Raw genomic sequence first — 26103 nt, 5'->3', positions numbered from 1 at the left:
AGGGACCAGCAATAACCATAATAAAAAATCACGTTGTTTCATAGCATCCTCCTAGTAAGAAAGAGCTGAAACAACGTGATTTTTCCAATTTTAATCCAAATAATTTTTAACTGGTGCAAATGTTTTGCGGTGAATAGGTGTCACGCCATTCATTTCCAAACCAGCCAAATGTTCAGCGGTTCCGTAGCCAGCGTTATGTTCAAAGCCGTAGCCCGGATAATCAATCGCATAAGCTGCCATCAATTCATCACGAAAATTCTTCGCAAGAATAGAAGCCGCCCCGATTGAAATACTGCGGTCATCCCCTTTGATTAACTTTTCTTGGGGCAGTGGCAAATCAACCGTCATCGCATCAATCAGTAATCCATCAACTTGTACCGACAAGTTTTCGATTGCCTGCTTCATCGCCACACGTGACGCCTCATAGATGTTGATTTCGTCGATTTGTTCAGCATCAACAACCCCAAAGGCATACGCAACCACTTTATCCTTGATGTCTTGATCAAGTGCCAAACGCGCCTTTTCAGACAGTTGCTTTGAATCATGCACTGCAATCAGGTCAAACGAGTCATCAATGACGGCAGCTGCTGCAACCACGGGACCAGCCAAGGGGCCACGGCCAACTTCATCAACACCCGCCAAAACAAGACCATTCTGCCAGGCATCTCGCTCAAACGTTAGGCGTTCTGAAAAAGCCTGCGCTTGGGCAGCTTGTTTAGCCAACCGTTTATCGTAACTCACTAGCAGTTTCTGGACACCAGAACGTTCATCCGCGCGCCAAATAGCCAACTGTTCTGGTGCGACATCGCCTTGCAACGCCACCTTAATGGCTGCGATTGTCTCAGGCTTGGTCATCTTGTACAACCCCAATGTTGTCCTCAGGCATTTCAACCGTGTATTCACCCAACTTACCGCGACGCAAATCAATCAACAAACGCTCTGATGCACGATCGTAGTCATCCTTAAAGCCAAGCTTTTGCGTGATAAGCAACAACAACTCAACGTCTGTATTGTTATCCCAGGCATCTTCTGGCAAGTGGTAACGGGCAATAATGGCTGCTGGGTTATACTCGCGCATAAACTTCAACGTTGCCAAGGCGATGTCATCTTGGTTGATCAATTGATCCTTAATGGCTCCAGTCATCGCCAAGTGCTCACCAACACGTTGGTCCTCAAACTTTGGCCAAAGCACACCAGGCGTGTCCAATAGCTCCAAGTTCGTTGGCGTCTTCAACCATTGCAACTTCTTCGTCACACCTGGACGGTCACCGGTGATGGCAACGTTCTTCGTCACCAAGTGATTCAAAAGCGTTGACTTACCAACGTTTGGAATACCAGCAACCAACGCACGGATTGGCTTGTCCTTAACACCCTTTTCTTCTAGGGCAGCCCACTTGTCAGCTAACACCTTGCGGGCAGCCTTCGTCATAATTTGGGGCGTCTTGTGACCACGTGTGTCCAAAGTCACAACTTCCATCCCTTGAGCTTCGAAGTACTTCTTCCAAGCCTTCGTACGTTCTGGATCAGCCAAGTCGGTCTTTGTCATAACCAACAAACGAGGCTTTTGACCCAAGACCTCATCTAGTTCTGGGTTACGTGATGAAACTGGGATGCGAGCATCAACCAATTCAAACACAATATCAACATACTTTAAATTTTCGCGCATTAGTCGGAAGGCTTTGGCCATGTGACCAGGGAACCATTGAATAATTTGAGCCATAAGGTTCTTCCTTTCGGGTGCTTATGTATGACGGCCGAAACCGTCTTAATCTTCTGATGCTAAGTAACGCGTCCACGCTTCGTCAAAAACTGACATACTGTGTAGGTAAGACGCGTTTTCTTCTAAGTAACGTGATAATTCATCAAAATCTTCCGCTTGCTTAGGAAATTGTTGGTCGTAGAAGGCCGCATTCGCAAACGTCTGAACTTCGTCAAAAGTCATTGGATTGCGTTGGGTCATCAACCACGAAAAAAATGGGCGTCGCATTATTTGCTATATCCTCCACGGAATAAAAACTTGTCCTTAGCCGGATCAATCGTCACCGCTTTCACGCGCATCCCCTGCACTTTCGGCGTTTTTCCGAGATCAATCAAAATCGTTTGTTCTGATGTGTCGATGGTTAACCACTTCGGCAAATCGACCATGTTACCAAGATAACCCATAACATACTTCACAGGCAATGGTAGTTGACCAACCGCCACTGACTTCGCGTGGAGCAGAATGCCACCGTTCTTGGTAACTTCAGGCACCATCTTCATCCCAAAATCAACGTTCTGGCCCAGGAGCTTGTACGTACCATACACCATCATACCTGACTTTGTCATCTCAAAACGGAATTTGTCCTTCAAAGCCGGGTCGTTATTCAAATACTGTTCAACAATCGCATTGAGTTCTTTGCGATCTACCGCAACCGTAAATGACGCTTGGCCAATTTGCGGCTTAGTATCCGTTACTTCAGTGCGATCCTGCGGCAATAGAATCAACACAATCACAAGCGCGACCAATGCGACCAACGTGATTCCGATTCCGGTAATGATGCCTTGAACACGTTCACGAGATGGCATTACCACGCCAAAACGTGTCACTTTACGTGGTTCCATGTTACTTCTCCAACCAATCTTCAGTGTGCTTTGCCATGCGCTTTACTAGCAGCGCACTCATTTTGTCATACCCCTTATCGTTAGGGTGATAGTGATCAAGCGTCGTAATGTAATCATTCAACTCTTTATCGCTTTTACCATTCAGCGTATCCGTAACCATCTCATTATTGAGTGAGCCACGGTTGGCCTTTTCAGCCTCAGCAGCCAGCTTTTTACGAGCTGCTGATGTTTGATATTGACCGTACGTCAGCGTATTAAATGTTGACACATAATAAACACGATCATCAGCCGATGCAAGATTGGCATTGATGCCATTATAAATTTTGACATCATCATTCAAGTCCGAACGGTTAGCCAAATAAACATATAACGGGTTGTAATTGCCAAACAAGAATATCGGCGCGTCGGGATTCTTCTTTTCGAGATAGTTAATGAGTTTCGTTAAATTTTCGGTGTAATCTGGCATACTGGCCGTCACCTTGTCCGTAACGTCCCGCTCAGACCTTGCGAAAATCGCTTTAAACAGGGTTTGTTGTAAGTCGTTACCGCCAACCGTCATCACCAACACATCTGCGGATTTAATGTCTGATACGGCCTGTTTATTCTTTTTAACGCGCTTCAAAATTTGATCCGAACGATCACCCGCCTTACCATAATAGGCGGTCTTAACTTTCACATCGTACTTGTCAGTCAATAATTTTGCTGTTCGCTTTGTGTATCCTTGTTGCTTAGTGGTATCACCAACACCTTCCGTTAAGGAATCACCAACGGCGACCAATTTAACCGTTTGCTTGTTAGCAGCATAAGCTGGCACGCTGGCACTCAAAGTTCCAAAACCGGTCGCTACTATAAGTGTTGCGGCCATCGCTTTAAATTTGCGTTGCACTCTGCTCACCTCCTTAACAAAGCTTCGACTTACTATTTTACCATAGAAAAAGCGTTCCGCCCGGGGACGAAACGCTAATTTTTTACTACTTCACTTGGTAACTGAAACCAATTGCGCCAGCGCCGGTGTGCGTTGACACAGTTGGTGACGTTTGTTGCACAACAATCTTAATGTCTGGGAAGATTTCATTAACCTTATCAGCCAATTCTTGTGCCTCAACTGGAATACCAGCGTGAGAAATACCAATTGCTTCGATACCGTTTGGTGCAGCTTGCATTTGCTCAACAATGCTCTTCAAGTAAGCACGCGTTGACTTAGCACCACGCCCCTTAACTTCAACATTGATATTGCCTTGTTCGATGTGCGCACCAATCTTGACGTTCAAAACACCAGCGATGAAACCGGCCGTCTTTGACAAGCGACCACCCGCAACTAGGTTATCAAGGTTTGACACCGTCAAATACAATTGTGTATTGTCGTGCACACGCTTGATTTCTGCAAGAATATCTTCCTTTGAGGCCCCCTCAGCAGCCATCTTAGCAGCTGCTAGCACTTGGAAGCCAAGCGCGCGATCGATAAAGTCTGAATCAAGGACAGTAATGTCACCTTCAACCATCATCGCTGCTTGTCGGGCTGCATCAGCAGTACCTGACAAGCCCTTCGTCAAGTGAATTGAAATGATTTGAACATCATCGCCAACCAATGACTCGTAGACTTCTGTAAACACACCCAATGAAGGTTGTGATGTTTGTGGCAAATTCTCGGCTGCCGCCATCTTATCCATGAATTCAACCGGTGACAATGTCACACCATCTTGGTAGACCGTGCCATCAATCATAATTCCCAAAGGAACTACCTTAACATCGTATTGTGCAACTTCTTTAGGCGTCAACATTGCTGTTGAGTCAGTGACAATTTTAACTTGGGCCATGTTTTTAATTCCCCGTTTTTTGTAAATAATTTAATGTGCCTATATTATCTCATTATCATGCCGATAATTCAAGATACTCAAGTGGCACAACATGTTATCTAGTATTGTGCACTAGATGCTAAAGGCAGCTGCCACCAATGACAACTGCCCTCAAAAAATATTGTTTATAGTGAATCCGGTTCGCGAATCCAAGCCAAAGCCAAGGCACCAGCACCCAAGTGAGTTCCGATAACTGGGCCAAAGTACGTCAATTCAATTGGCATATCTGGGTGGCGTTGTTGCAAATCTTCACGCCAAGCAGCTCCTGCTTCTTCAGCATTCGCGTGAATAACCATTGCACGCAATGGATACTTAGAGTTTGCACGCGCTTGATCGAACAACTCTTCCGCATACGCCATGGCCTTCTTCATGGAGCGCACCTTTTCGAATGGCACAATGTAGTTTGACTCATTATCAAATGTCAAAATAGGCTTGACCTTCAACATTGTTCCGATGATCGCTGATGCGTTTGACAAACGACCACCGCGTACCAAGTTTTGCAAATCATCCACAATGAAGTATTCGTCCATCGTTTGTTGCAACTCGTCCATCGTCGCAATGATGTCAGCAGGCTCAGCTCCAGCTTGCGCCATTTGCGCTGCCTTCATAACCAAGTGACCCATCAAACGTACGGTAATCTTTGAATCATAGCCGTAAACCGTAAAGTCATCTACAGCATCAGCCAAGCCAGCAACCGTGTTAACGGTTCCTGAGATCGTTGAAGCCAAGTTAACGACGATTGCACCATCGTAACCATCCGCCTTCAACGACTCAAACAATGTAATCCATTCCCCAACAGCCGGTTGTGACGTTGAAGGGAACGTCTCTGACGTAGCCAACTTTTCATAAAATTCAGAAGTGGTCAAATCAACCCCTTCGCGGTAGACTGTGCCGTCGATAATAACCGGAATTGGCATCACCTTAATGTCTAGCGCAACCACTTCATCTCGACTTAGATAAGCCGTTGAATCCGTTACAATCGCAATTTTCATCTCAAAATCCTCTCAAATTAATTGTTAGTTGTAATGTTCTTTGGCAAACGCACAAAAATAATCAAGCCAATCACGAACAGAACTGACAGTGTGCCAGCGGCAAATTGCACGCGTCCCGTCACCTGTGACACAATTCCGAAAATAGCTAGTCCAATAATCGCTGAAAACTTTCCAAAGATATTAAAGAACCCAAAAAACTCACTACTACGTTCTTTAGGAATAATTTGTCCTAAGTACGAACGCGACAAGGCTTGCATCCCACCTTGTGATGAGCCGACACCAAACGCTAGCAACCAAAATTGATTAGGGTGATTAATAAAAATTGCAAATAATGTAATACCGATATAAATCAGCATCCCCATAATCAAAATATTACGATTACCAAAGCGATCGGCTAACCAGCCGTACACAATTGAAAATGGAAAGGCAATTAGTTGCACCGCCAACAAGACAACAATTAGTTGACTGCTTGGAATGCCAATTGCCAACGCGAATGAAGACGCCATTGTGAAAATGGTGTTCACCCCGTCAATGTAGAAGAAATAAGCCAAAAGGAATCCTGACAAAACAGGATAATGGCGCAAATCACGAATGGTTTCACCCAAACGTCGAACGGCCGATCGAACCGGGTGGTCATTTGCTGGCAAGGCATAAACCTGGCGCACATTCTTAACGAATGGCACGGTAAACACGAACCACCAAATAGCTGACAACACAAACGCAAAAATAACAACGCCGTGCGCTGATAGGAAGCCACGTCCAATCATAAAGATAATGAACGGCACAAGGCCTCCCAAGTACCCAAATCCATAACCAGCAGAACTAACCCGATCCATTCGATCTGGTGTCGTGATATCTGTGATGTAACTGTCATAAAAAACATTAGCAGATGAGTACCCAACAAATGATAACACAAAGACTGCTAACAATAACAAAAGATTGTCAGCTGGCACGGCTGCTAAGCCGAGCGTGCCGACAATCCCCAATGCCGTAAATATATAAAACAAGCGTCCCTTCATGCCTTGGAAATCAGCCAAAGCACCCAAAATTGGCGCTAAAACGGCGGCCGCAAGCGTTGCAACCGAATTGGCATAGCCCCAATAAGCGGTTGCGTGGGTCGCTGAAATGCCACCATTCGCTGCAACTGACGTCAACCAAATTGGTAGCACTGCCGTTACAACGATGATGCCGTACGCTGAGTTCGCCCAATCATAAAAGATCCAGCTCCACTCAGTTTTATTAAAAAGCTTCTTCATTCTTACTCCTTAAACGCCTCGTCGATCACATGACCAGCAGTTGGCGTATTAAATTGTAAGCCAAGCAACTTAGCCATCGTTGGTCCCTCTGACGTTAAATCAATATCCAACGCCAATTCTTGACCAGCCTTAATGTCAGGTCCGTTCAAAATAAGAGTCGTCGTGTAATCCTCATTGTCTGGGTGGTAGCCGTGAGTTCCCTTGTAACGGTCAACTTCACCACGTTCCAACATTTCATTTGTTACTTCTTCAACCACTGCTGGTCGACGCGTTTCGTCGGTGAAGTAGTAGCCCTTTTCTGCCTCCACCATCAAAGATGCTTCCGGATCAGCCCCAAACTCAACGAGTTCGCTGTGATCGTAGACTGCCTTAACACCTTCGACTTCACTGACCATCTTTTGCACTTGTTGCAAAAGACTCGCATCCTTCAAGTACACATATGTTGCACCGTCTGTGTGCTTAGCAAGTACTTGCCAGTTACGGGCTACGCGACCATTGTGCGTTGCACGAAGCCAACCACGATCAGCAAACAACATGTTCAAGTGAATCATCTTTGACACGTTCATTTGGTAGTGGTCACCCAAGACCATGAAATCCGTGTCTTTAAAAATGCCAGCATCCTTCGTTGCTTGAATCAAATCACCAACGTGTTGGTCCAAACGAGCCAAAGCATCCCATGCTTGTTGTGTACGAACGCCATAGCGGTGACGGTGTGAATCCATGTCCACCAAGTGAATCAACGTCAAATTTGGCTTCTTTGTCTTGATGGTATCAACTGCTGCTGCCGTAATGAAATTATCTAGTTCTGGTTGCTGGATGCCCTTACGCAAGTGTCCAAACTTACGATCCATTTGCAACAAGAACAACGTTGAACTGGCGCGTAGTGACGTCGTATATTGGTTCGTCCAAATACGATTTGGGAAAATTTCAGCAATATTCCAGTTAATCTTAGCGCCGGCCGTTACGGGCCACAAAAAGGCAGCGGTTGTCATGCCGGCTTCACGAGCCAAATCATACACCGTTGGCACCTTAATGTGCTTTGCGTACCAGAACCAATCTGGTGATTCACGTTCTGGTTGCATGAGCGTCGCATTAACCACACCGTGCGACTTTGGGTAAGTCCCCGTGATGATTGATGTGTGAAGGATAGGTAATTGACGGATAAACGCCCTTAACTTCCTTAACCCACGTACCATCTGCGATTAAACTTGCAATGTTTGGCAAAAATTGCAATCGTGCGGCCAAATCCGCGCTTCCAAGTGCGTCCAAAGAAATAACAACTGCATGCTTCGCCATGCTCTTCCTCCTACATTTGCTTACTTAATGAGTTTTCCAAACGATTCAATAGGATGCGAGCCATGCTTTTTTCTTCAGCCGACCACAACTTAAAAATCGTTTCCTCATAATGGGTGTGTTGTTGGTTGACAGCCGTCAACACATCGCTCCCCTTAAGCGTTAATTCATAAATCAATTGGCGTCGATCACGGCCCACCGCAATATTTGATACCAATTCCTTTTTCAACAATGAGCTCAATTGACGAGACAATGTTGAATTATCCAAGCCAGTTTCCTCAGAAAGCTTATCTTGGGTATCGAACCCCTCAGAAACATGGTTCAACAATTGCCATTCCGCAATGGTAACGCTTTGTTCCTTCGTGATTCTCGTTAAAATGGATTTATATTGTTTTTCGGTATCGCGTAACGCTTCTAAGACAGTTTTCATGCCGTCCTCCTGATTTAACTAACTAATTATACGCTTTTTGTATTACACATGTGGGACAAAAAGCCTGCACTTACGTTTACAAAGCGGTTGTCGCGACTAATGAAACAATCTTTGAGCCGTGTAATTCAGACACATGCAACTCGTCTGCCAACCAAGTTGCGTTTTCGAACGTCACCCCACCACCCGGTAAAATCGTCAATCCAGCTGGTGCATGCGCGATGGTGTCCTTCAAATGCCCCACCGTTTCGGTAATCGGTTGCGCTAAATCACTGCCGTGCGTCAAAACGCGTACAACGCCATAATTCGCCAACCAGCGCAGTGCTTGCGGCTGGCACTCTGGCTTAATATCGTCAAACGCCATGTGGTAAACCACCTGCATTGGCAGAGCAGCCTCAAGTAGTTTCACCATACGGTCACGAGCCAAACGCTTTTCTTGATCAACAACCCCAAATGTCACCATTTTGACACCCAAAGCCCGGAAATGAATCAGTGACTCGCGCATCGTGTTAATCTCGGCGTCTGAATAATCAAAATCGCCGCCACGTGGACGAACCATGACAACTAAGTCAACGTCAGCATCCTGGGCCAATTTAACGGCTGTCGCAACTGTCTCATCATCTGGTGTAAGGCCACCTAAGTCTAAACGACTATTCAATTCAACGCGATTTACACCAGCGGCGATTGCTGCACGCATTGTGTCCAAATCAGCTAAAGCAATTTCTTTAATCATGACGCACCCTTCTGTATTCTAATTCCCATTTTACTAAAAATGGGACAATGATTACAGAGTTGTATTCTTGATTAAGAGACCCTTAATGTTTAGGACACAATAAAAGGCTGGATTTCGGCGAATCCGGCCTTTTATTATTAACTATTGTTAATTTTGAGCTTGCACTGGCTTGTTTTGACGTAGCTTTTGAACCATCGCAAAGTCAGGCGTCACCGCCATCGTTGTTTGACCTTCAAAAATAACAAATCCAGGCTTTGAACCATTTGGCTTACGCAAACGACGAACTGGCAAGTAATCGACCGGTACATTTGCTGAATCGCGGGCCTTTGAGAAATAGGCCGCCAACATTGCGCCTTCAAGCAACGTTTCCTCAGAAGGTTCAGCATCGTGAATAATAACGTGAGAACCAGGAATATCCTTCGTGTGCAACCAAATATCAGACTTAGCGGCTGTCTTCATTGACAAACGTTCATTTTGCAAGTTGTTCTTACCAACTTCAATCAACGTACCATCCGTAGCATAAAACTTCTCAGGTTGACTAACTTGTGGCTTCTGCTTCTTCTTGCTTTGCACACGCATGTAGCCTTCTTGAATCAACTCTTGGCGAATTTCTTCAATATCCTTTGGCGATGCAATATCGATTTGGGCCAACAAGTTCTCAAAGTAATCCACTTCTTCTTGTGCCATGGCAATTTGCTCATTTAGGTACTTAACAGACGTCTTCAACTTGTTGTAACGCGTAAAGTACTTTTGGGCATTCTGAGATGGACCAATTTGGTTAGACAACGCAATCTTCAAAGGCTTGTTGTCATCGTAATAGTTAGGCAACTCAATTGACGTCATGCCACGCTCGATTTGGTGCATGTATGTCGTCAACAATTCACCCTTAATCTTGAATTCATCAGCATTGTCCGCTGCGTCCAATTCAGCTTGTTGCTTCTTAATCTTGGTCTTGTTCTTCTTCAATTCGTTACGAACAACACGCAAAACAACCGCTGCTTGTTGTTGCACACGATCACGCTCTGACTTCTCAGCAAAGTAACCATCCAACATTTCACTAAGCGTAGGGTATTCCACCACATTCCCGGCCAGTGTCAGCCAATCAAACGGTGCAAAGTCAACGCCCTTATCAGTTGAAATTAAACGGGGCGCTGGCTTGTCAAAGCGAGCAAACCAGTCTTGTGCCAACTTCATGGCATCGCCTTCTTGTTGTAGCACAGTAGCCAATTCCAAAGCTGAGTCGCGGGCGAATCCTTGGAAGGTGTGTTGGATTCCCTTGGCCAAATCAGCCACGTCGGGGTTGTCCAAAATCAAGTTTGCTAACCCATCCAACGTTTCATATGGGTTCACAACATCTTGCTTTGGTGGCATCACATACGTACCACCAGGCATCAGCGTGCGCACACGGTTTTGATCCGCTGGCACGTGCTTAATCAAATCCAAAATGCGTTGCGTTGGATCATCAATCAAGAACAAGTTTGAGTGACGGCCCATCATTTCAAGAATCAAAGACGTCTTCTCTTCATCACCCAATTCATTACGGCCTGATGTGGTGAACTTAATCATACGGTCGTTTGCAACTTGTTCAACACGCAACAATTGTGCGCCTTCCAAGTGCTTACGCAACATCATCGCGAAGTTGGGTGCTGTTTGCGGATTCGTGTACTTAATACGTGAAATTTGAGCACGCGCAAACGAAGGGTGCGCACTCAGAAGCACTGGATAATTCGTACGATTATTACGAATCACCAAGAAAATTTCATTGGGATATGGTTGGTGAATCTTCATAATGCGACCACCAGCCAATGTTTCATTCAACTCTCGCACCATTGCGTGCGTAAAGAGACCATCAAAAGACATGATTTGTCCCCTTTCTTTTTTCGATTAACGTTCTGCTAAAAAGCGACGTGAGACAGTTTCGTCATCCGCTAGCTTAGCGATTAGTCCATCCATGCCATCAAACTTCATTTCACCACGAATGTAGTGGTGCCAACGAACCTTAACATGCTCACCATAGATTTCAGATGCAAAATCAAACAAGTTAATTTCAACAGTCTTAGGACGATTCTCACCAAACGTGACGTTGTAACCAATTGATGCCATACCACCATACCATTGCTCACCGACTTGTAGCTCAACGGTATAAACACCAATACCAGGCAATCGCTCACCCGGCGTCGTTTCAATATTCGCAGTTGGATAGCCCATCTCACGACCACGTGCTTCACCGTGAACCACGACACCCGTTGTTTCATATGGTTGCGTCAACAAATCGTTCAGCTCGTCCACACGGCCTGCATCGACCAATTGACGGGCACGCGTTGAAGCGCCTTCTTCACCGTCAACATCAACACGAGCCACTTCAATGACATCAAAACGGTTTTGCGCATAAGCAGGTAGGTGCGCCATATCAGCTGCAGCATCACGAGCCCCATAAGTGTGGTCGAACCCAGCTACAACTGCTTGGGCATGCAACCCAACCATATATTGATCAACAAAATCTTGTGGCGCAACCTTAGCTAGTGCTGACGTAAAGTTCACAACATAAGCAATGTCGACACCAAGCGACACCAACAACTCAAGCTTACGTGGCAAAGTTGTCAAATAAGTGAGTGGGGCATCATGCGTCTTAAACACGATTGACGCATGTTGATCATAAGTCAGCACAGCCAACTTCACCCCACGACGTTGTGCTTCAACTTGCGCGCGGTTGATAACCGCACGGTGACCAGCATGAACGCCGTCAAAAAATCCCATTGCCAACACAACTGGCTCATCAGCGATTTTCTCATTATCAAATGGGTGATGTAATGTTATAACTTCCATTTCAACTGCCCTCACATCCAAAAATTTCAATGCCCTTATCATACCATAAAACCCCGCACTAGGCGGGGTTTAGTCAGTAATAGTCTTGATTTAACGCTATTTATAAATGAATGAGCGTTTATTTATTATTCTGTCATACTGTGACGCTTCCCCGCTTGAATCGCTTCATTTTCCGTCATCTGCACGACGTTATTCATGTTCGTACTTGATGGCATGCGGTCAGTCCCATACCAGTAAACCTTGCTTGAACCACCACCGGTCACATAAACAACACGGTCGCCCTGCCCTGCTTCTGGCTGAGTGGCTGGTTGTGTCGCAGGTTGCGTTGATTCAACCGGTGTAGCGGCGACTGGAGCAGCAGCCTTTTCGACCGTACCAGTTGCCATACCAGTTGCGTAGTCAATCGTTGCATTTGGGCTCACGTTAGCCAGATAAACGACTGTTGCACCACCGTTTCCGCTTGTCTCATGTTGTGAACCAAAGCGAATTTCAATGGTTTGCCCATTTTGATCGTAGCCAACGTATGCCAAACGTACTTCACGCGGCAACAATTCATCCCCTGAATACAAAGGGGTTACTTGATAATCCAAACGATAATTTGGGTGCAAGGCCAACCAGTTATCTAGTTGGTTCTCATAGTACAACATGCTATCCGAATTACCTTGGTCCATACCAGAATAGTTCCCTGAATTCATCCAAGCCGTCTCTGGTACCAAATTACGTGGTTCATCATTCAACCCTGAAAATTGGTAACCAACCAAGTGACCACGGGCCATTAACCAAGCACTCTTTGAACCATCACCATAGTACATCTTGTAGTTGTGCCAACCAACCGGGTCATATGACAAACTTGGCGCACGCTTTGCAGTTGGTTCTTCATCATTCGACAATTGAATGTGACTATCAACTGCTCGGTGCAAATGATCAAGCGGTTGCATCACCATTTGACGTGATGTCGCATACGCCAATGGCTGTTGCACCGCACCCGTTAGGCCATGATCATCAGCCTTCGCCAATCCCTTGGTTGCATCACTTGCTTCAGAACTGCTCGTTGAACTCGCCACTGAAGATGACTTTTCCGTTGACGATGATGCAGATGATGAGGTTTCAGATGAAGACTTCGAAGAAGACTTTTTCACCACTTTATGTGATGTCACCGACGAAGACGTTGTTGTATCAGCCGAATCCGACTTGTCTGAACCACCACTAAGCGCACTGATACCCATCAGTGCCAAGATAACAATTCCTGCTACCTTTAATTTCTTACCCATATACCTTACTCCTTATGCATTTTTGCATAAGATAAGTATACAGAAAAACGTCTGCTAAATGCAGACGTTCATAAAATGGTCATATTTTTACTTAGCTACGTTCGGCAGCCAAGGCAGCTTGCAAAATTGCCTCACCCTTCATCATGCCATAATCCATCATGTTGATGTCCACAACTGGATAGTCAGCCCCGTACTCTTCTTCATAACGGGCATGCATGTACTTCACTTGTGGTGCAATCATAATTACGATTGGTTGATCCTTTGCGATTTGGTCACGAGCGGCCATGTCTGCCACGCCAACCGTGGAAACGTCCAAGCCATCCTTTTCAGCTGCATCATTCATCTTATTTGCCAACATTGAAATTGACATTCCAGCCGCATCAACCAACACAATATGCTTCGTCATAATCATTACCCCAAATTCTTATCTTCTCTTATGTTACTGCGCAAAAATGACAGCGCTTTCAATAACTAAATTTTAAATCACGCACAATTAATAAGCAAACAAAAAGAACTAACCCCGTTGTCAAAGTTAGTTCTTTTGTGTTTATTAGTGATACAAATCGAAGCGACCCTTCGATAGCACTTCCTTCATACCACCAGTTTCCATCAATGACTTGTTCATGATAACCTTCTTCAACATTGAAGCTGGGTATCCCTTCACCTGATGGTCAGTGCCGACCACACCGATTGCACTGGTATTACCAATTGAGCAAACCGTTCCCAATGACTTGTAGCTAAACTCAGTCAACTCGTAATCAGTAATGTCCGCGATAACATTCTTAGCTGCAATTTCACCCATAACCAATGCCAGTTGAGCCGTCGTTGGCAAAAGTTGCTCACTCTCTGGATCAATCGCTGCGGCGACGTCACCAACCAAGTAAACATGACTATCTTCCGGATCTTGCAAGTAACGGTTCACTGAATTACGGTTTCGCTTGCCCGTGTAACCTGAATCAGCCATCACGTGTGAACCACGGACACCAGTCGTCCAGATAATCGTGCCAGCGACCACTTCACCTGGCACGACTGTTTGACGGTCTGAGTACTTCAACACGCCTGGCTCAACGGAATCAATGCCCTTTCCAGACTCAATCACTGCGCCTCAGCCACGCAAAACGTCAATACCGTAGTTAACCAACTTTTCTGAGAAGACACTCAATGGACGTTGTGCACCGTCAACCGCCATAATTTGGATTTGATTTGGTGCAGCCCCCGCGATTTCAGCATACTTCTCGCGTTGCTCAGACAATGCACCCAACAACTCAACACCCGTAAAACCAGCTCCGGCTACCACAATGTGCAAGTGGCGTGGGTCATTATCTTCACGGTATGCGTGCATCTCGTCTTCGATATGTTGATAAATACGTTGCGCTGATTCAACTGAATCCATTGCCAACGCGTTTTCTTGCACACCTGGAATACCGAAGTCCTCTGACTCGAATCCCAATCCTACAATCAAATAGTCATATGACAATGCTTCGTGGTTGGCCAATTCAACGCGACGTGCTTGCTTATCAATCTTTATCACCGTGTCTTCTACGAAATACGTCATCTTATCATCAACCACATGGTCAATCGGATACGTAATTCGATCAGCATCTAACGCACCAGCTGCTACTTCATGCAAGTCAGTTGCTTCGTAGTGGTATGGGTTGCGATCAACGAGCGTAATCTCCAAAAATGAGGCGTCACCACGCTTTTGCAAATGACGTAACGCCATCAAGCCAGCATAACTGGCCCCCAAAATGACAACTTTGGGCTTTTCCATCATATTATCCCCCAATAATATCAAGTATTCTTACATGTAGAATACTGGCTAAATATGAATATTTTTAACATGAGCCCTTATCCCACACAAAAAAACGAGCCCACGTAAAAAACGTGAACTCGTTAAAAGATTATTCAATTGAAAATGTTCGGAATGGGCGGTATTGATCCTTATCTTCACGCCACTCAAAGACTGATTTCACATCACCATCGTGGGTAATCACAATCTTCTCATCAACCGGTTCATGCACATTCTTTGGCAATCCAATACCATTCTTTACCTTTGCCCATTGTTCATCAGTGATTGCCACATGTGGATAATGAGCAACCGCGCTACCCAATGGTTGTAACCAAGCATCTACATTACCCGTTTCGTCCATCATCGCTTGGATGTCGGCCAAACTGTGGGCTTGTGACAAGTCGTAGCCACCCGCCTTTTGACGCGTCAATTGACTCATAACGGCTGGAACACCCAACGTCTTTCCCAAATCAACAGCCAACGTGCGGATATACGTTCCCTTTGAGACCTCAGCTACAAACGTAAACTTTTGTGTCCCGGTCTCGGCATCAAATGTCGTATCAGACGTACGCTCAAAACGATAGATTGTCGCATGGCGTTCTGGTCGTTCAACCGTTTCACCGGCACGTGCGTACTCATAAAGGCGCTTACCATTCACTTTAACTGCTGAAAACATTGGTGGAATTTGAATAATGTCACCAGTTAGCTTGGCCATTGCATCAGCAATTTCTTCATCGGTGAACGGACGTGTCAATGGTTGAGATTCAACCACTTCACCATCCAAGTCTTCCGTCGTTGTCGCAAAGCCAAATGTCACTTCACCAGTGTAAATCTTGCCTGATTCTTGCAAAAATTCGATTGTCTTCGTTGCCTTTCCCAAGGCGACTGGCAAAACACCATCAACAGAGGGATCAAGCGTACCTGCATGCCCAATCTTCTTCATGTGCAAAATCTTGCGGAGCTTAAACACCACATCGTGTGACGTCATTCCTGTCTCTTTGTAAACTGGCAAAATACCATCCATGATTCAGTCCTCAATTCTCATTTAGTCTATCACAGCAGCTGTTGGTCTAAAACCCCTGACTTCAGTCAGGCGCAAGACCAACGACGCACCTGATAAGGGCGACTTGGTCACGTCGGAGGTCTAAGACCTCCGACATTCCCAGTCTGCTTTATGTATGAAAATAGCGACCCATCACAGGTCGCCATTCTCTAAATATTAGTCGTTTTGGTGCAATTGACGAATCAAATCATCAATCTTGTTACCATATTGGACAGATTCGTCCTTAACGAACTTCAATTCTGGCGTCTTGTAGATTTGCAAACGTGAACCCAATTCCTTACGAATCAAGCCAGTTGTAGCTTCCAAACCAGCAGCTGCCTTTTGATTAACAGATGCCAACTCAGACAAGACACTGTAGTAAATCTTTGCTTGTTGCAAGTCACCGGTAACTTCAACACCAGTAACCGTCACACCTTCAACACGTGGGTCGCGGATGCGCTTAAGCAACAAATCGTTCACTTCACGTTGGATTTCTTGTTCAAGACGTCCAACACGGAAATTTTGTTGTGCCATTCTTAGCTCTCCATTTTCTGAGGGAATTAGCGAGGAATCTCAACCATTTCGTAGGCTTCGATAACGTCACCAATCTTCTCGTCGTTGTAGTTTTCAATCGTCAAACCGAAGTCGTAACCGTTCTTAACTTCCTTAACGTCATCCTTAAAGCGACGCAATGAAGCCAACTTACCATCGTAGATAACGATACCATCACGGATCAAACGAACTGATGAGTTACGCGTAATCTTTCCTGACGTTACCATTCCACCAACGATCGTACCGATCTTTGAAACCTTGAACAATTCACGAACGTCAGCCGTACCAACGATTTCTTCGCGGAATTCTGGATCCAATTGACCCTTCATAGCAGCTTCGATTTCGTCGATAGCGTTATAGATAACGTTGTGCAAACGAATATCAACCTTGTCAGCATCAGCTTGTTGCTTAGCTTGTGGCGTAGGACGAACGTTAAATCCGATGATGATAGCACCAGATGCTTCAGCCAACGTTACGTCAGATTCGTTAATCGCACCAACGGCCGTGTGCAAGATATCAACCTTAACACCATCAACGTCGATCTTACGGAATGAACCAGCCAAGGCTTCAACAGAACCTTGCACGTCGGCCTTGATGATAACAGGCACTGACTTCATTTGCTTTTCAGCCATCTTGTTGAACAAGTCTGAAACTGAAACGACGTTGTTACGGTTACGCTCGGCGATCAAAGCACGCTTTGCACGCTCTTCACCAGCAGCACGAGCCGTCTTTTCGTCTTCGAAGACAACGAAACGGTCACCAGCTGATGGCACGTCGTTCAAACCAGTAATTTCAACTGGTGTTGAAGGAACGGCTTCCTTAACACGACGACCGCGGTCGTTCGTCATCGTACGAACACGTCCGTATGTGTTACCCACAACAATTGGGTCACCAACGCGCATCGTTCCTTGTTGAACCAAGACCGTAGCAATCGTTCCACGACCCTTGTCCAAACGAGCTTCGATAACTGAACCAGCGGCACGTTGGTCAGGGTTAGCTTGCAAGTCCATCACGTCAGCCGTCAACAAGATCATCTCCAACAATTCGTCGATGTTTTGTCCAAACTTAGCTGAGATGTTAACGAAGATAGTGTCACCACCGTACTCTTCTGGAATCAACTCGTATTGCATCAATTGGTTGATAACGTTTTCTGGGTTTGCACCAGGCTTATCAATCTTGTTAACCGCAACGATGATTGGCGTTCCAGCAGCCTTGGCGTGGTTAATAGCTTCGATTGTTTGTGGCATAACACCGTCATCGGCAGCCACAACCAAGATCGTGATATCAGTGATATCAGCTCCACGCGCACGCATTGCCGTAAAGGCCGCGTGTCCAGGCGTGTCCAAGAACGTAATCACACGACCTTCATCAGTCTTAACTTGGTAAGCACCGATGTGTTGCGTGATTCCACCAGCTTCGCCTTCCGTAACGTGTGAGTTACGCAAGTAGTCAAGCAAGGTCGTCTTACCGTGGTCAACGTGTCCCATGATCGTAACGACTGGGGCGCGTGGTGCCAAGTTTTCAGTGTTCTCTTGCTCTTCTTCGAAGAACTTGTCGATGTCGGCGATGTCGACTTCAACCTTTTGCTCAGCTTCAATACCGTAATCGGCAGCCAAGATTTCGATTGTGTCAGCATCCAATGATTGGTTTTGGTTAACCATCACACCCAACATGAACAACTTCTTGATGATTTCCGTTGCATCACGGTGAATCAACTTAGCGATATCTTGTACGTTCATACCAACTGAGTAAACCAAAGTCTCTGGCAATGGTTGGTCCTTACGTATAGTAGGTGCTGGACGGTTCTCGTTGTTACGGTTACGTCCTGGCCCCTTCTTACCCTTCTTGTTGTTACGGTTGTTACCGTTCCAGTTGTTGTTAGGGCGACCGTTGTTGTTACCACCGCGGTTGTTGTTGCGGTTGTTATTGTTGTTACGGTTACCGCCTTGGTTACCGTTACCGTTGTTGTTTGAACGGTTTTGGTTACCTTGGTTGTTGTTACGGTTTTGGTTGTTACCACCGTTGTTTTGTGCAGCCTTAGGAGCAGCTTGCGCGTTTTGCGCAGGCTTCTTAGGTGCCTCAGCCTTCTTTTCGGCCTTTGGCGCTGGCTTAGCAGCTGGCTTTACAGCGTTCGTCAACGTCTTCACAGCGTTATCGTCAATCGTTGACATGTGGTTCTTAACGTCCATACCAGCCTTTTCAGCTGCTGACACCAAGTCCTTTGATGAAACATTCAATTCCTTCGCCAATTCGTAAATGCGCTTGGTCATGTGTCATCCTCCCTAGTTTTCTAGATATTCCCGCATCTTTTTAGCAAATCCGCGATCTGCAACAGCAATCACTGTTCGCGCTAATCCGGTTGCATCAGCTAATTCTTGACGTGTCAAAGCGGTTGTAAATGCCACGTTATAGCTGTTTGTCTTATCTGTAAATTTCTTCATGCTACTTTGACCACCATCGTTAGCGAAGAAAACCAAACTGGCTTTCCCGTTACGAATAGCACCAAGTACCATATCCTCACCTGTCACTAGCTTACCAGCACGGCGCGCTAGGCCAAGGAGATTTAATAGCTTTTGCTTATTTTGCATCGCCGAACAATTCCTTACGTGCTGCTTGGTGATCAACGTATGCAATCAACTCATCATAAAAGCTGTCATCTAGCTTCGTTTCAAACACACGGTCAAACGTGCGCTTCTTCTTAGCCATCTCAGCAACTTCTACTGACAATGAGATGTAGGCCCCGCGACCATTAGCACGGTTGGTTGGATCAAGCTCAACGTTACCCTCGGGGGTGCGTACGACGCGCACGAGTTCCTTCTTTGGTACCATTTCACCAGTCACGATGTCTTTTCGCATTGGAATCTTACGTGGCTTCATGAGCATACCTCCTTAGGCTTCGTCAGTTTCCTCGAAGTCGTCCGCAACATCAGCTTCAACAACTGGTGCGTTTGCGGCTTCTTCTTCGCGGTTCGCCATGTCAGCAATCACTGCATCGCGTTCGCTTTCAGGCTTGATGTCAATCTTGAAGCCCGTCAAACGTGCAGCCAAGCGAGCGTTTTGTCCACGCTTACCAATAGCCAATGACAATTGGTAATCAGGAACCAACACCGTAACGGCACGGTCGTTTGTTGGATCGAAGATAACTTCAACAACTTCAGCTGGGTTCAAAGCATTCTTGATGAATTGGGCTGGATCTTCAGTCCATTCAACAATATCCATGTTCTCACCTGACAACTCGTTAACAACGGCTTGCACACGTGCACCACGTTGTCCAACCATCGTACCAACGGCATCCAAGTTGCTGTTGTGTGAGTAGACCGCAATCTTTGAACGGTCACCAGCTTCACGGGCGATTGACTTAATCTCAACCGTTCCATCGAAGACTTCAGGCACTTCAGCTTCAAACAAACGCTTTACCAAGTCAGCGTGCGTACGTGACACAAAGACTTGAGGTCCACGTTGTTCGTTTTGAACTTGTGAAACCAAGACCTTGATCTTGTCACCCATACGGTACGTTTCGTTTGGCATTTGGTCACCTTGCTTCATGGCAGCCTCTTGGTTACCTGGCAAAATGATGTACAAGAAGCGTGAGTCTTGACGCTCAACTTCTCCCGTAATGATTTCGTTCTCATAACCGATGAACTTGTCATACACAACACCACGCTCAGCTTCGCGAACCTTTTGCATGATGATTTGCTTAGCTGTTTGTGCAGCCAAACGTCCGAAGTCAGCAGGTGTGACTTCGAAACGGATTTCATCACCGATTTCGTAAGCCTTGTTCAATTCCAAAGCTTCTTCCAACGTAATTTGCTCGTAAGGCTCGTCAATTTCTTCAACGACAGTCTTAACTGAGTAAACCTTGATGTTACCCTTCTTTTGATCGAATTGAACTTCAACGTTTTCTGATTCGTCATAGTTCTTTTCGTAGGCCTTCTTCAAAGCCTCTTCAATCGCTTCTACCAAGACTTCAGCCTTGATACCCTTTTCTTGCTCCAAAGCGTCAAGAGCTTGAACTAATTCCTTACTCATTTGGATTCTCCATATAAATTAGAAGTTATTTGCTTGACGTGCTTGTGCAATTGCAGCGCGTGGGACTTCGACTTCAGAATCATCATCCATCGTAATCGTCAACGTCTCATCTGAGACTGCCGTCAACTCACCAGCAAAGTCTTTCTTACCATCAATCTTTTGGTACGTCGAAACGCGAACCATCTTGTTCATTGCCCATTCGAAATCTTCAGGGGTGGTCAAAATGCGTTCTTGACTGATTGTTAGGTTAGCAGACTTGATGTCGGCGCGTGGCACCGCAATTGTCTTGCGCTTTCCCTTAACTGTGATTGCCAACGTCAATTCGTCGTCAGTCACCGCCGCTAATTCACCGTCAATTTCGTTTTGTCCGTCCATCGGTTGGTTTAACTTCACGTGAATATACTTTTCAAGGGCCCACTCGAAATCTTGTGGACGCTTTAGTTCACGTTCCGCACCAGGTGATGAGACATCCATTAGGTATGCCTCTGGGAATGGATCTGGTTCGATTTGGTCCAAACGTTCACCGATCAATTCAGTCAACATCACCAAATCGTCCATGTTAATTGCGCCATCAAGACGATCAACCAACACACGCAAGACCATATCTGAATCTTGCTTTTCATAAATCACGTCCCATAGGTCAAACCCGTGGTCTGCCAACTCAGGCGTGAGGACAGCTTGCACTGTTTCTACAACGTTTGCCATGTTTTCCCTCCCTTCGTTCCGAAAATCATCTATGTCAGAGGTAAAACCCTAAAAAAATGAGCGGCCAAGGAAATTCGTTCCTGGCCACTCAACTAAGAGCTTATTCATTAACAGTATCTACAATAACACTTTTATATGAAAAGTGCAACTGCAATACCATTAATTTGATGTCACTAGTTCATGCTTTTCTGTACGTTCAACCTGTTCGGTTTTATCAGAACGTGCTTCTGCCTTTTGACTAATCCAATAACCAACGAATGCAACAACTGCAGCTAACAAACTTAAAATGCTCATTACAAATGCCATCGTGATTACCCCCTTTGTCGCAAAAATCATCAACTAACTTTCAATCAATATAGTTATTATAGTCGATGCCTCGGCAACTGGGTGGATTTAGTTCCATATTTTACAAAAAACTCTTGATAAACCCTAGTTTCGTCATCAAGAATTGTGCTGCAACAGCCACCACACTCATACCAATTGAAATAGCTGAGAAAGTACGCGCTTTATCCGTCCAGATTGATGCCTTTGGTAAATCTGAAATAGAACTAATCAAATCAGGCTTCCTAACCGCTTGCACTTGCACTTGTGTTTGCGTCGCATTCACTGATGCTGGTGTACTCTGTACAGACGAACCAGATGTTTGGTTCGTTGCAAGGTTTGTCTGATTGCCAGCGTTAGCTACTGAGCCAACCACTGACGCAATTGGCGTTGCAACAACTGGGGTTGATGTAGACACCACATTTGACGCCGTAACTGGCGTTGTGGTTGCAACTGAAGCAGCCTGTGCAATCACGTTCGGTGCCACACTGACACTCGTGTCCGACTTTTGCATCACTGGCTTGTTGATGTGTGACGCTTGCGATCCCTCACTTTTGGCCGTCACATCAGCGGGTGTTGCTGAAGTAGCTGGCACCAAATCCGCGATTGAAGCACCTGAGTGTGGTGCAACCGGTCCAACTGGTGCAACGATTGGTTCGTTTGGCACAACGGCTGATGAACTCATGTACTGTGGTTCATTTGGTACCATCGCTGATGATGTCATATATTGTGGTTCATTTGGCACAACCGCTGATGACGTCACATATTGTGGCTCAGCCGGCACACTGTCAGTCCCAGTAACAACATCAGACTGCGCAACCCCGTCCTGATCAACGTTTAGAGTGAAATGTGCCACTGATCCTGAAATGGCCGACAAATCCACATAGAACTTACCGTCATTTACACTATAAATGTAGCCTTGGTCAGCCGTGATTGCTGAATTTGCGACTAGATTATCCGGCAGCGGAATCAGACTCATGCCAGTCAAATCACCATCTTGATTCAAATATTCAATACTTGAACCACCATTTTCACCATTCGTTTGTGTCCATGTAACCGGGTTGCCAGCTTCATCAACCAAGTTAATCACAATTTCTTTAGGATTGTTCACCGCTTCCGTTTCTACACCAGAAGCATACGGTGATGCTGCAACTGGGTCAGTTTGCGTTGTAACCGTTACGCCAATCATCGATAAACTAGCGATTGTTACAAGTAGCAACTTTTTATTTCTCATGTTCATGTTAGACGCCCCTTTCGCCCTTATTTATCGAACTGTATAGCTGAGCGCCACAGCCTTAAAGACCCAAGCAACGACCAAAAATACTAATGGCAAGTTCGCTAACAACCCTTTTGTAAGTCCCCGCAGCAATACGGTATACACAACTCGTGATACTGACAATAGAATGGCCGTCGTCAAAACAGCCAATGATAGCATCATCCAGAATTGTGAATTAGGTTGTACAAACATGTCAAAAATGCTCGTCACTACGTACAGAACGATAATGCCCATTGTCTGGGTGCCCCTTCTGTCAACTTTCTCTTTTAGTGTCTTGCGATAATCACCCTTACCAGACACAACCACATTTGATGCCATTCTCTTACTCTTTCACTTCAGCGACAGTCGCCATTTGTTGCATTTGCTTAACAACCTGGCGATGCCAAACAACTACACGCACTACAACCAATAATGATGCAACTGCTAAACCAATAACCATCGTCCAAAAAACAGTCGGCAAGTGTGCAACGCGTGCTTCAAACATAGATGTTCGTTGCACCATCATACCTTGCGAAAGCCACGACTTTTTTGTCGCCAACTGTTGAATGGCTCCTGTATCAACTTGCCACGGTAAATGACTCGCATCCCACTCTGAAATGGCCTGAATTGGACCTAAATTCACTGGGTACATCAAATCATTTTTGTCCTGCAAATTGTGCTGCAGACCCATCGCGTGACCAATTTCGTGCGCTAATACGCTCGTTAGAAAGCTGTTTTCAGTCGCATATGATGTTAAGTCATAATCTTCCTGAATCCCCTTGGTGTGAATCACAATCTGCTTCACACCTTGCATATCAGCTGTTTCACCTAGCACATCAGCCGCAACCTGTTGCGTCTTACTGTTACCTGTAATATTGTTTGCGTCGTCAAATGAAATCGTAATCGTTGTGACATTTGGCGTTGCTGTCGTTCCTTTAAACATCTGCGGATCCTGCAAGGCAGTCGTCCACATCGTTTCAGCTTTAGTCACAGCCTTCGCCTCAGATACTGATGCATTCAATAATTGCACCTGAAAGCGCGGTGTTTCATCGGCCTTCACATTTTTGGGTGCACTCGTTAAAAGCATCATGACACCAATTATCGCTAATACACTCCGAAAGCAAAGCTTCGTTGTCTTTGCCATGTGACACTCTCTCCTCAATTATCTCTCACTCGTTTACACGGTTTCGAAACAATCAAAACGCATTATACGCGTCTATCCCGTTCCCATCGTACAAACTTTTTTCGTTTAGCGTAAAAAAATGAAGGGGTAACATAACCACAGCTACCACTTCAGTACCCTAACCGATAAAATTTCCCTTACTAAATGTCATTATAACAGCCTTTTGATAGATTTTTCAGAAAAACATCAAACTGTAAACTTTAAAGTCAACCTATATTTTTTAAAGAACGAACAAAAAATTGATAAGTCTACCAAATGCGCATTCTTAGTGTGACTCTCAAACACTTTAACCAATCGCGACTATGCTAGAATGAAGGCATCAAAAACATTGGAGCCATTACTATGCAAACAGATCAACTTGTTTTAGCTGCAATTAATGTTGTACGACAAGCATTTGGCCACGGTCACTTCATCGCCGATGCGGCAAACGCGACTGACGCGATTCACCAATATCTTGCATCTGCTGCCAGTGTGAATGACGATACAATCGCGATTGACGTTTATGAAGGCACAACGCAACCCATCATCGTGTTCACTTACAACCACGACGCCCAAATCATTGCGGGTGAAACATGGACGTGGATTATGATGGACGAAGCAGTCATTTCTGAAGGCGTCCCTTTCCAACTTGTTAGTCCCGACACCGTCGACCGATTGCACCTACAACTTAATCAGCAACTAGCGCATTATGCTAAGTAAAGAAAACCCTGTAAGTTTGGATTCACACCAACTTACAGGGTTTTCTTCATATTAGATGCGTCACTATCATCTATATTTCTCAAGGAGTTCCATATCAAAGCCTTGCTCAAGTGCTTGTGAATTTAGGAATTCTTTGATTTTGTCGTATTTACGTTTTGATTTTTCTTTTCTAATAAGTACTGACCGCACAACACTTTCAACCATGTTTAGCGGTTTTGCAATCTCAGAAAAGTCAGTAAACAATTCACTAGCTAATGCATAGTTTAACCGATCCATTTCGCTCATTTGAGGATTTTCCGCAAAAAATCGTTTTACCCGGATTATTCATCAAGACAAACAAAAAACTGCTGAAACAGCAAGTTAATACCGTTTCAGCGGGTTTTGCGCTTTCACCCGTTGGGTGAAAACCATAGGAGCTCTTTTTTATGATATTTTGTTAGTGAAAAACAAACCAAATACTCAAAAATTGGAGCGTCTAAAATTATGACTCAAAAAGTATTACCTAGCAACCCTTTAGTTGCAGTTTCAGACAATGGGGCACCAATTACCTCGGATGGTGGCAACGTACTGCTTAGTATGTTTCTGAATTCACCTGTAGTTTCCAGGCTCTTTAATAACGTTGAATTCAACGATAATCGCAAAAATCCACACTATGCTAAGGTAGAATTGTTATTGCAAATGCTCATTCAAGTTATCGAAGGTTATCGCAACGACGACGTTGCAGATTACTTGACCCAAGATATCGAACATCGACTTGTTTATGCGCAAAACATGGCATCTCAACCAACTATTTCCAGATTTCTATCACATCTCACGAACGAAGACATTGATGAGCTACAAGAATTAAATCGTCGTATTGTCTCTTTAATTGATGAAATATCAGTCAACACTGAACTGGTGCTAGATTTGGATTCAACCTACTTTGAGACCTTTGGTCATCAAGAAAAAATTGGTTTTAATTATCACTACTTGAACGTCGGTTACCATCCGCTTATCATGACCGATGCTTTAACTGGAACCGTACGTCAGGTATCGTTGCGAAGTGGCAATACCTATACCGGTAATGGTGCAACTGAATTTGTGCAAGGGTATCTGTCAACTAGTCTATCCGCTCAACATCAGACAATTATTTTGCGTGGTGACAGCGGCTTCGCCACGCCAGACTTGATGGAAACGTTAGAAGGCAACAATATTTTTTATACCATCCGATTGAAGTCAAATCCCCGATTGAAGCGTATGGCACTTGATGGACGATATGTTAATCTCGACAATC

Annotated in this window: 28 protein-coding genes and 2 pseudogenes; 2 read left to right on the top strand and 28 right to left on the bottom strand. The window is 45.1% G+C overall.

Features of this window, described 5'->3' with window-relative positions:
* Window positions 1–90: 90 nt before the first annotated feature.
* From C6P11_RS05410 to C6P11_RS05285, 27 genes and pseudogenes are all read right to left on the bottom strand, one after another.
* The gene (locus C6P11_RS05410; RefSeq protein ID WP_135519299.1) at window positions 91–855 is read right to left on the bottom strand and encodes a ribonuclease HII; all 765 of its coding nucleotides are present in this window, start codon (window positions 853–855) and stop codon (window positions 91–93) included.
* The gene (gene ylqF, locus C6P11_RS05405) at window positions 842–1720 is read right to left on the bottom strand and encodes a ribosome biogenesis GTPase YlqF (RefSeq protein ID WP_135519296.1); all 879 of its coding nucleotides are present in this window, start codon (window positions 1718–1720) and stop codon (window positions 842–844) included. The genes C6P11_RS05410 and ylqF overlap by 14 nt, the downstream gene beginning before the upstream one ends.
* 45 nt (window positions 1721–1765) lie before the next feature.
* Entirely contained in the window at window positions 1766–1987 is a 222-nt protein-coding gene (locus C6P11_RS05400; RefSeq protein ID WP_003607899.1) for a YozE family protein, read from the bottom strand.
* Window positions 1987–2601: a YpmS family protein gene (locus C6P11_RS05395; RefSeq protein WP_135519293.1), complete on the bottom strand. Its 615-nt coding sequence runs from the start codon at window positions 2599–2601 to the stop codon at window positions 1987–1989. Before C6P11_RS05395 ends, C6P11_RS05400 begins: the two co-directional genes overlap by 1 nt.
* Before the next feature lies 1 nt (window position 2602).
* Window positions 2603–3487, bottom strand: a complete 885-nt coding sequence (locus C6P11_RS05390; protein ID WP_135519290.1) for a GDSL-type esterase/lipase family protein — start codon at window positions 3485–3487, stop codon at window positions 2603–2605.
* Window positions 3488–3572: 85 nt separating this feature from the next.
* A complete protein-coding gene (locus C6P11_RS05385; RefSeq protein ID WP_135519287.1) occupies window positions 3573–4418 on the bottom strand; it encodes a DegV family protein in 846 nt (281 codons plus the stop codon).
* 164 nt (window positions 4419–4582) lie between these two features.
* The gene (locus C6P11_RS05380; RefSeq protein WP_135519284.1) at window positions 4583–5449 is read right to left on the bottom strand and encodes a DegV family protein; all 867 of its coding nucleotides are present in this window, start codon (window positions 5447–5449) and stop codon (window positions 4583–4585) included.
* Window positions 5450–5466: 17 nt separating this feature from the next.
* Window positions 5467–6705: an MFS transporter gene (locus C6P11_RS05375; RefSeq protein WP_135519281.1), complete on the bottom strand. Its 1239-nt coding sequence runs from the start codon at window positions 6703–6705 to the stop codon at window positions 5467–5469.
* Between the two features lie 2 nt (window positions 6706–6707).
* Window positions 6708–8001 (bottom strand): annotated as a pseudogene (locus C6P11_RS05370) (alkaline phosphatase family protein).
* A 10-nt stretch (window positions 8002–8011) separates the two neighbouring features.
* Window positions 8012–8428: a MarR family winged helix-turn-helix transcriptional regulator gene (locus tag C6P11_RS05365; RefSeq protein WP_135519278.1), complete on the bottom strand. Its 417-nt coding sequence runs from the start codon at window positions 8426–8428 to the stop codon at window positions 8012–8014.
* Between the two features lie 76 nt (window positions 8429–8504).
* Window positions 8505–9158, bottom strand: coding sequence for a copper homeostasis protein CutC (locus C6P11_RS05360; protein WP_135519275.1), 654 nt, complete (start codon window positions 9156–9158; stop codon window positions 8505–8507).
* 147 nt (window positions 9159–9305) lie between these two features.
* Complete coding sequence (locus tag C6P11_RS05355; RefSeq protein ID WP_135519272.1) at window positions 9306–11018, bottom strand: NFACT RNA binding domain-containing protein; 1713 nt, start codon at window positions 11016–11018, stop codon at window positions 9306–9308.
* Between the two features lie 24 nt (window positions 11019–11042).
* A complete protein-coding gene (ribF, locus tag C6P11_RS05350; RefSeq protein WP_135519269.1) occupies window positions 11043–11984 on the bottom strand; it encodes a riboflavin biosynthesis protein RibF in 942 nt (313 codons plus the stop codon).
* A 125-nt stretch (window positions 11985–12109) separates the two neighbouring features.
* Entirely contained in the window at window positions 12110–13255 is a 1146-nt protein-coding gene (locus C6P11_RS05345) for a DNA/RNA non-specific endonuclease (protein WP_135519266.1), read from the bottom strand.
* Window positions 13256–13346: 91 nt separating this feature from the next.
* On the bottom strand, window positions 13347–13661 hold the full coding sequence (locus C6P11_RS05340; RefSeq protein WP_135519263.1) for a PTS sugar transporter subunit IIB: 315 nt from the start codon (window positions 13659–13661) through the stop codon (window positions 13347–13349).
* Window positions 13662–13805: 144 nt separating this feature from the next.
* Window positions 13806–15026 (bottom strand): annotated as a pseudogene (locus C6P11_RS05335) (NAD(P)/FAD-dependent oxidoreductase).
* Window positions 15027–15156: 130 nt separating this feature from the next.
* A complete protein-coding gene (gene truB / locus C6P11_RS05330) occupies window positions 15157–16068 on the bottom strand; it encodes a tRNA pseudouridine(55) synthase TruB (protein ID WP_135519261.1) in 912 nt (303 codons plus the stop codon).
* A gap of 195 nt (window positions 16069–16263) precedes the next feature.
* The gene (gene rbfA, locus C6P11_RS05325) at window positions 16264–16620 is read right to left on the bottom strand and encodes a 30S ribosome-binding factor RbfA (RefSeq protein WP_135519258.1); all 357 of its coding nucleotides are present in this window, start codon (window positions 16618–16620) and stop codon (window positions 16264–16266) included.
* A 26-nt stretch (window positions 16621–16646) separates the two neighbouring features.
* Window positions 16647–18908 (bottom strand): translation initiation factor IF-2, encoded by a 2262-nt coding sequence (infB, locus tag C6P11_RS05320; protein WP_135519255.1) that lies wholly within the window; start codon window positions 18906–18908, stop codon window positions 16647–16649.
* A gap of 12 nt (window positions 18909–18920) precedes the next feature.
* The gene (locus tag C6P11_RS05315) at window positions 18921–19226 is read right to left on the bottom strand and encodes a YlxQ-related RNA-binding protein (protein ID WP_135519252.1); all 306 of its coding nucleotides are present in this window, start codon (window positions 19224–19226) and stop codon (window positions 18921–18923) included.
* Window positions 19216–19515 carry an RNase P modulator RnpM gene (gene rnpM, locus C6P11_RS05310; RefSeq protein WP_003607921.1) on the bottom strand — a complete coding sequence of 100 codons (300 nt, stop codon included), beginning with the start codon at window positions 19513–19515 and terminating at the stop codon, window positions 19216–19218. The genes C6P11_RS05315 and rnpM overlap by 11 nt, the downstream gene beginning before the upstream one ends.
* Window positions 19516–19527: 12 nt before the next feature.
* On the bottom strand, window positions 19528–20667 hold the full coding sequence (nusA, locus tag C6P11_RS05305) for a transcription termination factor NusA (RefSeq protein WP_003607922.1): 1140 nt from the start codon (window positions 20665–20667) through the stop codon (window positions 19528–19530).
* An 18-nt stretch (window positions 20668–20685) separates the two neighbouring features.
* The gene (locus tag C6P11_RS05300) at window positions 20686–21372 is read right to left on the bottom strand and encodes a ribosome maturation factor (protein WP_135519250.1); all 687 of its coding nucleotides are present in this window, start codon (window positions 21370–21372) and stop codon (window positions 20686–20688) included.
* A 159-nt stretch (window positions 21373–21531) separates the two neighbouring features.
* Complete coding sequence (locus tag C6P11_RS10960) at window positions 21532–21678, bottom strand: hypothetical protein (protein WP_167849537.1); 147 nt, start codon at window positions 21676–21678, stop codon at window positions 21532–21534.
* A gap of 100 nt (window positions 21679–21778) precedes the next feature.
* On the bottom strand, window positions 21779–22933 hold the full coding sequence (locus C6P11_RS05295) for a hypothetical protein (protein ID WP_135519247.1): 1155 nt from the start codon (window positions 22931–22933) through the stop codon (window positions 21779–21781).
* A 24-nt stretch (window positions 22934–22957) separates the two neighbouring features.
* Window positions 22958–23287: a hypothetical protein gene (locus tag C6P11_RS05290; RefSeq protein ID WP_245299788.1), complete on the bottom strand. Its 330-nt coding sequence runs from the start codon at window positions 23285–23287 to the stop codon at window positions 22958–22960.
* A 4-nt stretch (window positions 23288–23291) separates the two neighbouring features.
* Window positions 23292–24092, bottom strand: a complete 801-nt coding sequence (locus C6P11_RS05285) for a matrixin family metalloprotease (protein ID WP_135519244.1) — start codon at window positions 24090–24092, stop codon at window positions 23292–23294.
* 381 nt (window positions 24093–24473) lie between these two features.
* On the opposite strand from C6P11_RS05285, the gene C6P11_RS05280 reads away from it, so the two are divergent.
* On the top strand, window positions 24474–24830 hold the full coding sequence (locus tag C6P11_RS05280) for a hypothetical protein (protein WP_135519241.1): 357 nt from the start codon (window positions 24474–24476) through the stop codon (window positions 24828–24830).
* A 66-nt stretch (window positions 24831–24896) separates the two neighbouring features.
* Here the strand turns inward: C6P11_RS05280 and C6P11_RS05275 are convergent, their stop codons facing one another.
* Window positions 24897–25115, bottom strand: coding sequence for a hypothetical protein (locus tag C6P11_RS05275; protein ID WP_135519238.1), 219 nt, complete (start codon window positions 25113–25115; stop codon window positions 24897–24899).
* 198 nt (window positions 25116–25313) lie between these two features.
* Here C6P11_RS05275 and C6P11_RS05270 point away from each other — a divergent pair.
* On the top strand, window positions 25314–26103 hold a 790-nt coding region (locus tag C6P11_RS05270), incomplete at its 3' end, for a transposase (protein ID WP_167849536.1).

The organism is Weissella confusa (assembly GCF_004766315.1).
Taxonomy (GTDB): Bacteria; Bacillota; Bacilli; order Lactobacillales; family Lactobacillaceae; genus Weissella; species Weissella confusa_A.
This window is presented reverse-complemented; position numbering and strand designations above follow the sequence as displayed.

Excerpts from the sequence above, each read along its gene's own strand:
- C6P11_RS05410 (WP_135519299.1), bottom strand. The coding sequence starts at position 855 with ATGACCAAGCCTGAGACAATCGCAGCCATTAAGGTGGCGTTGCAAGGC.
- C6P11_RS05360 (WP_135519275.1), bottom strand. The coding sequence starts at position 9,158 with ATGATTAAAGAAATTGCTTTAGCTGATTTGGACACAATGCGTGCAGCA.
- C6P11_RS05395 (WP_135519293.1), bottom strand. The coding sequence starts at position 2,601 with ATGGAACCACGTAAAGTGACACGTTTTGGCGTGGTAATGCCATCTCGT.
- C6P11_RS10960 (WP_167849537.1), bottom strand. The coding sequence starts at position 21,678 with ATGGCATTTGTAATGAGCATTTTAAGTTTGTTAGCTGCAGTTGTTGCA.
- ribF (WP_135519269.1), bottom strand. The coding sequence starts at position 11,984 with ATGGAAGTTATAACATTACATCACCCATTTGATAATGAGAAAATCGCT.
- C6P11_RS05295 (WP_135519247.1), bottom strand. The coding sequence starts at position 22,933 with ATGAACATGAGAAATAAAAAGTTGCTACTTGTAACAATCGCTAGTTTA.
- C6P11_RS05280 (WP_135519241.1), top strand. The coding sequence starts at position 24,474 with ATGCAAACAGATCAACTTGTTTTAGCTGCAATTAATGTTGTACGACAA.
- C6P11_RS05315 (WP_135519252.1), bottom strand. The coding sequence starts at position 19,226 with ATGCAAAATAAGCAAAAGCTATTAAATCTCCTTGGCCTAGCGCGCCGT.
- C6P11_RS05275 (WP_135519238.1), bottom strand. The coding sequence starts at position 25,115 with ATGAGCGAAATGGATCGGTTAAACTATGCATTAGCTAGTGAATTGTTT.
- C6P11_RS05355 (WP_135519272.1), bottom strand. The coding sequence starts at position 11,018 with ATGTCTTTTGATGGTCTCTTTACGCACGCAATGGTGCGAGAGTTGAAT.
- C6P11_RS05380 (WP_135519284.1), bottom strand. The coding sequence starts at position 5,449 with ATGAAAATTGCGATTGTAACGGATTCAACGGCTTATCTAAGTCGAGAT.
- infB (WP_135519255.1), bottom strand. The coding sequence starts at position 18,908 with ATGACCAAGCGCATTTACGAATTGGCGAAGGAATTGAATGTTTCATCA.
- C6P11_RS05385 (WP_135519287.1), bottom strand. The coding sequence starts at position 4,418 with ATGGCCCAAGTTAAAATTGTCACTGACTCAACAGCAATGTTGACGCCT.
- C6P11_RS05290 (WP_245299788.1), bottom strand. The coding sequence starts at position 23,287 with ATGGCATCAAATGTGGTTGTGTCTGGTAAGGGTGATTATCGCAAGACA.
- rbfA (WP_135519258.1), bottom strand. The coding sequence starts at position 16,620 with ATGGCACAACAAAATTTCCGTGTTGGACGTCTTGAACAAGAAATCCAA.
- C6P11_RS05365 (WP_135519278.1), bottom strand. The coding sequence starts at position 8,428 with ATGAAAACTGTCTTAGAAGCGTTACGCGATACCGAAAAACAATATAAA.
- C6P11_RS05340 (WP_135519263.1), bottom strand. The coding sequence starts at position 13,661 with ATGACGAAGCATATTGTGTTGGTTGATGCGGCTGGAATGTCAATTTCA.
- C6P11_RS05375 (WP_135519281.1), bottom strand. The coding sequence starts at position 6,705 with ATGAAGAAGCTTTTTAATAAAACTGAGTGGAGCTGGATCTTTTATGAT.
- rnpM (WP_003607921.1), bottom strand. The coding sequence starts at position 19,515 with ATGAAGCCACGTAAGATTCCAATGCGAAAAGACATCGTGACTGGTGAA.
- C6P11_RS05285 (WP_135519244.1), bottom strand. The coding sequence starts at position 24,092 with ATGGCAAAGACAACGAAGCTTTGCTTTCGGAGTGTATTAGCGATAATT.
- truB (WP_135519261.1), bottom strand. The coding sequence starts at position 16,068 with ATGGATGGTATTTTGCCAGTTTACAAAGAGACAGGAATGACGTCACAC.
- nusA (WP_003607922.1), bottom strand. The coding sequence starts at position 20,667 with ATGAGTAAGGAATTAGTTCAAGCTCTTGACGCTTTGGAGCAAGAAAAG.
- C6P11_RS05345 (WP_135519266.1), bottom strand. The coding sequence starts at position 13,255 with ATGGGTAAGAAATTAAAGGTAGCAGGAATTGTTATCTTGGCACTGATG.
- C6P11_RS05300 (WP_135519250.1), bottom strand. The coding sequence starts at position 21,372 with ATGGCAAACGTTGTAGAAACAGTGCAAGCTGTCCTCACGCCTGAGTTG.
- ylqF (WP_135519296.1), bottom strand. The coding sequence starts at position 1,720 with ATGGCTCAAATTATTCAATGGTTCCCTGGTCACATGGCCAAAGCCTTC.
- C6P11_RS05400 (WP_003607899.1), bottom strand. The coding sequence starts at position 1,987 with ATGCGACGCCCATTTTTTTCGTGGTTGATGACCCAACGCAATCCAATG.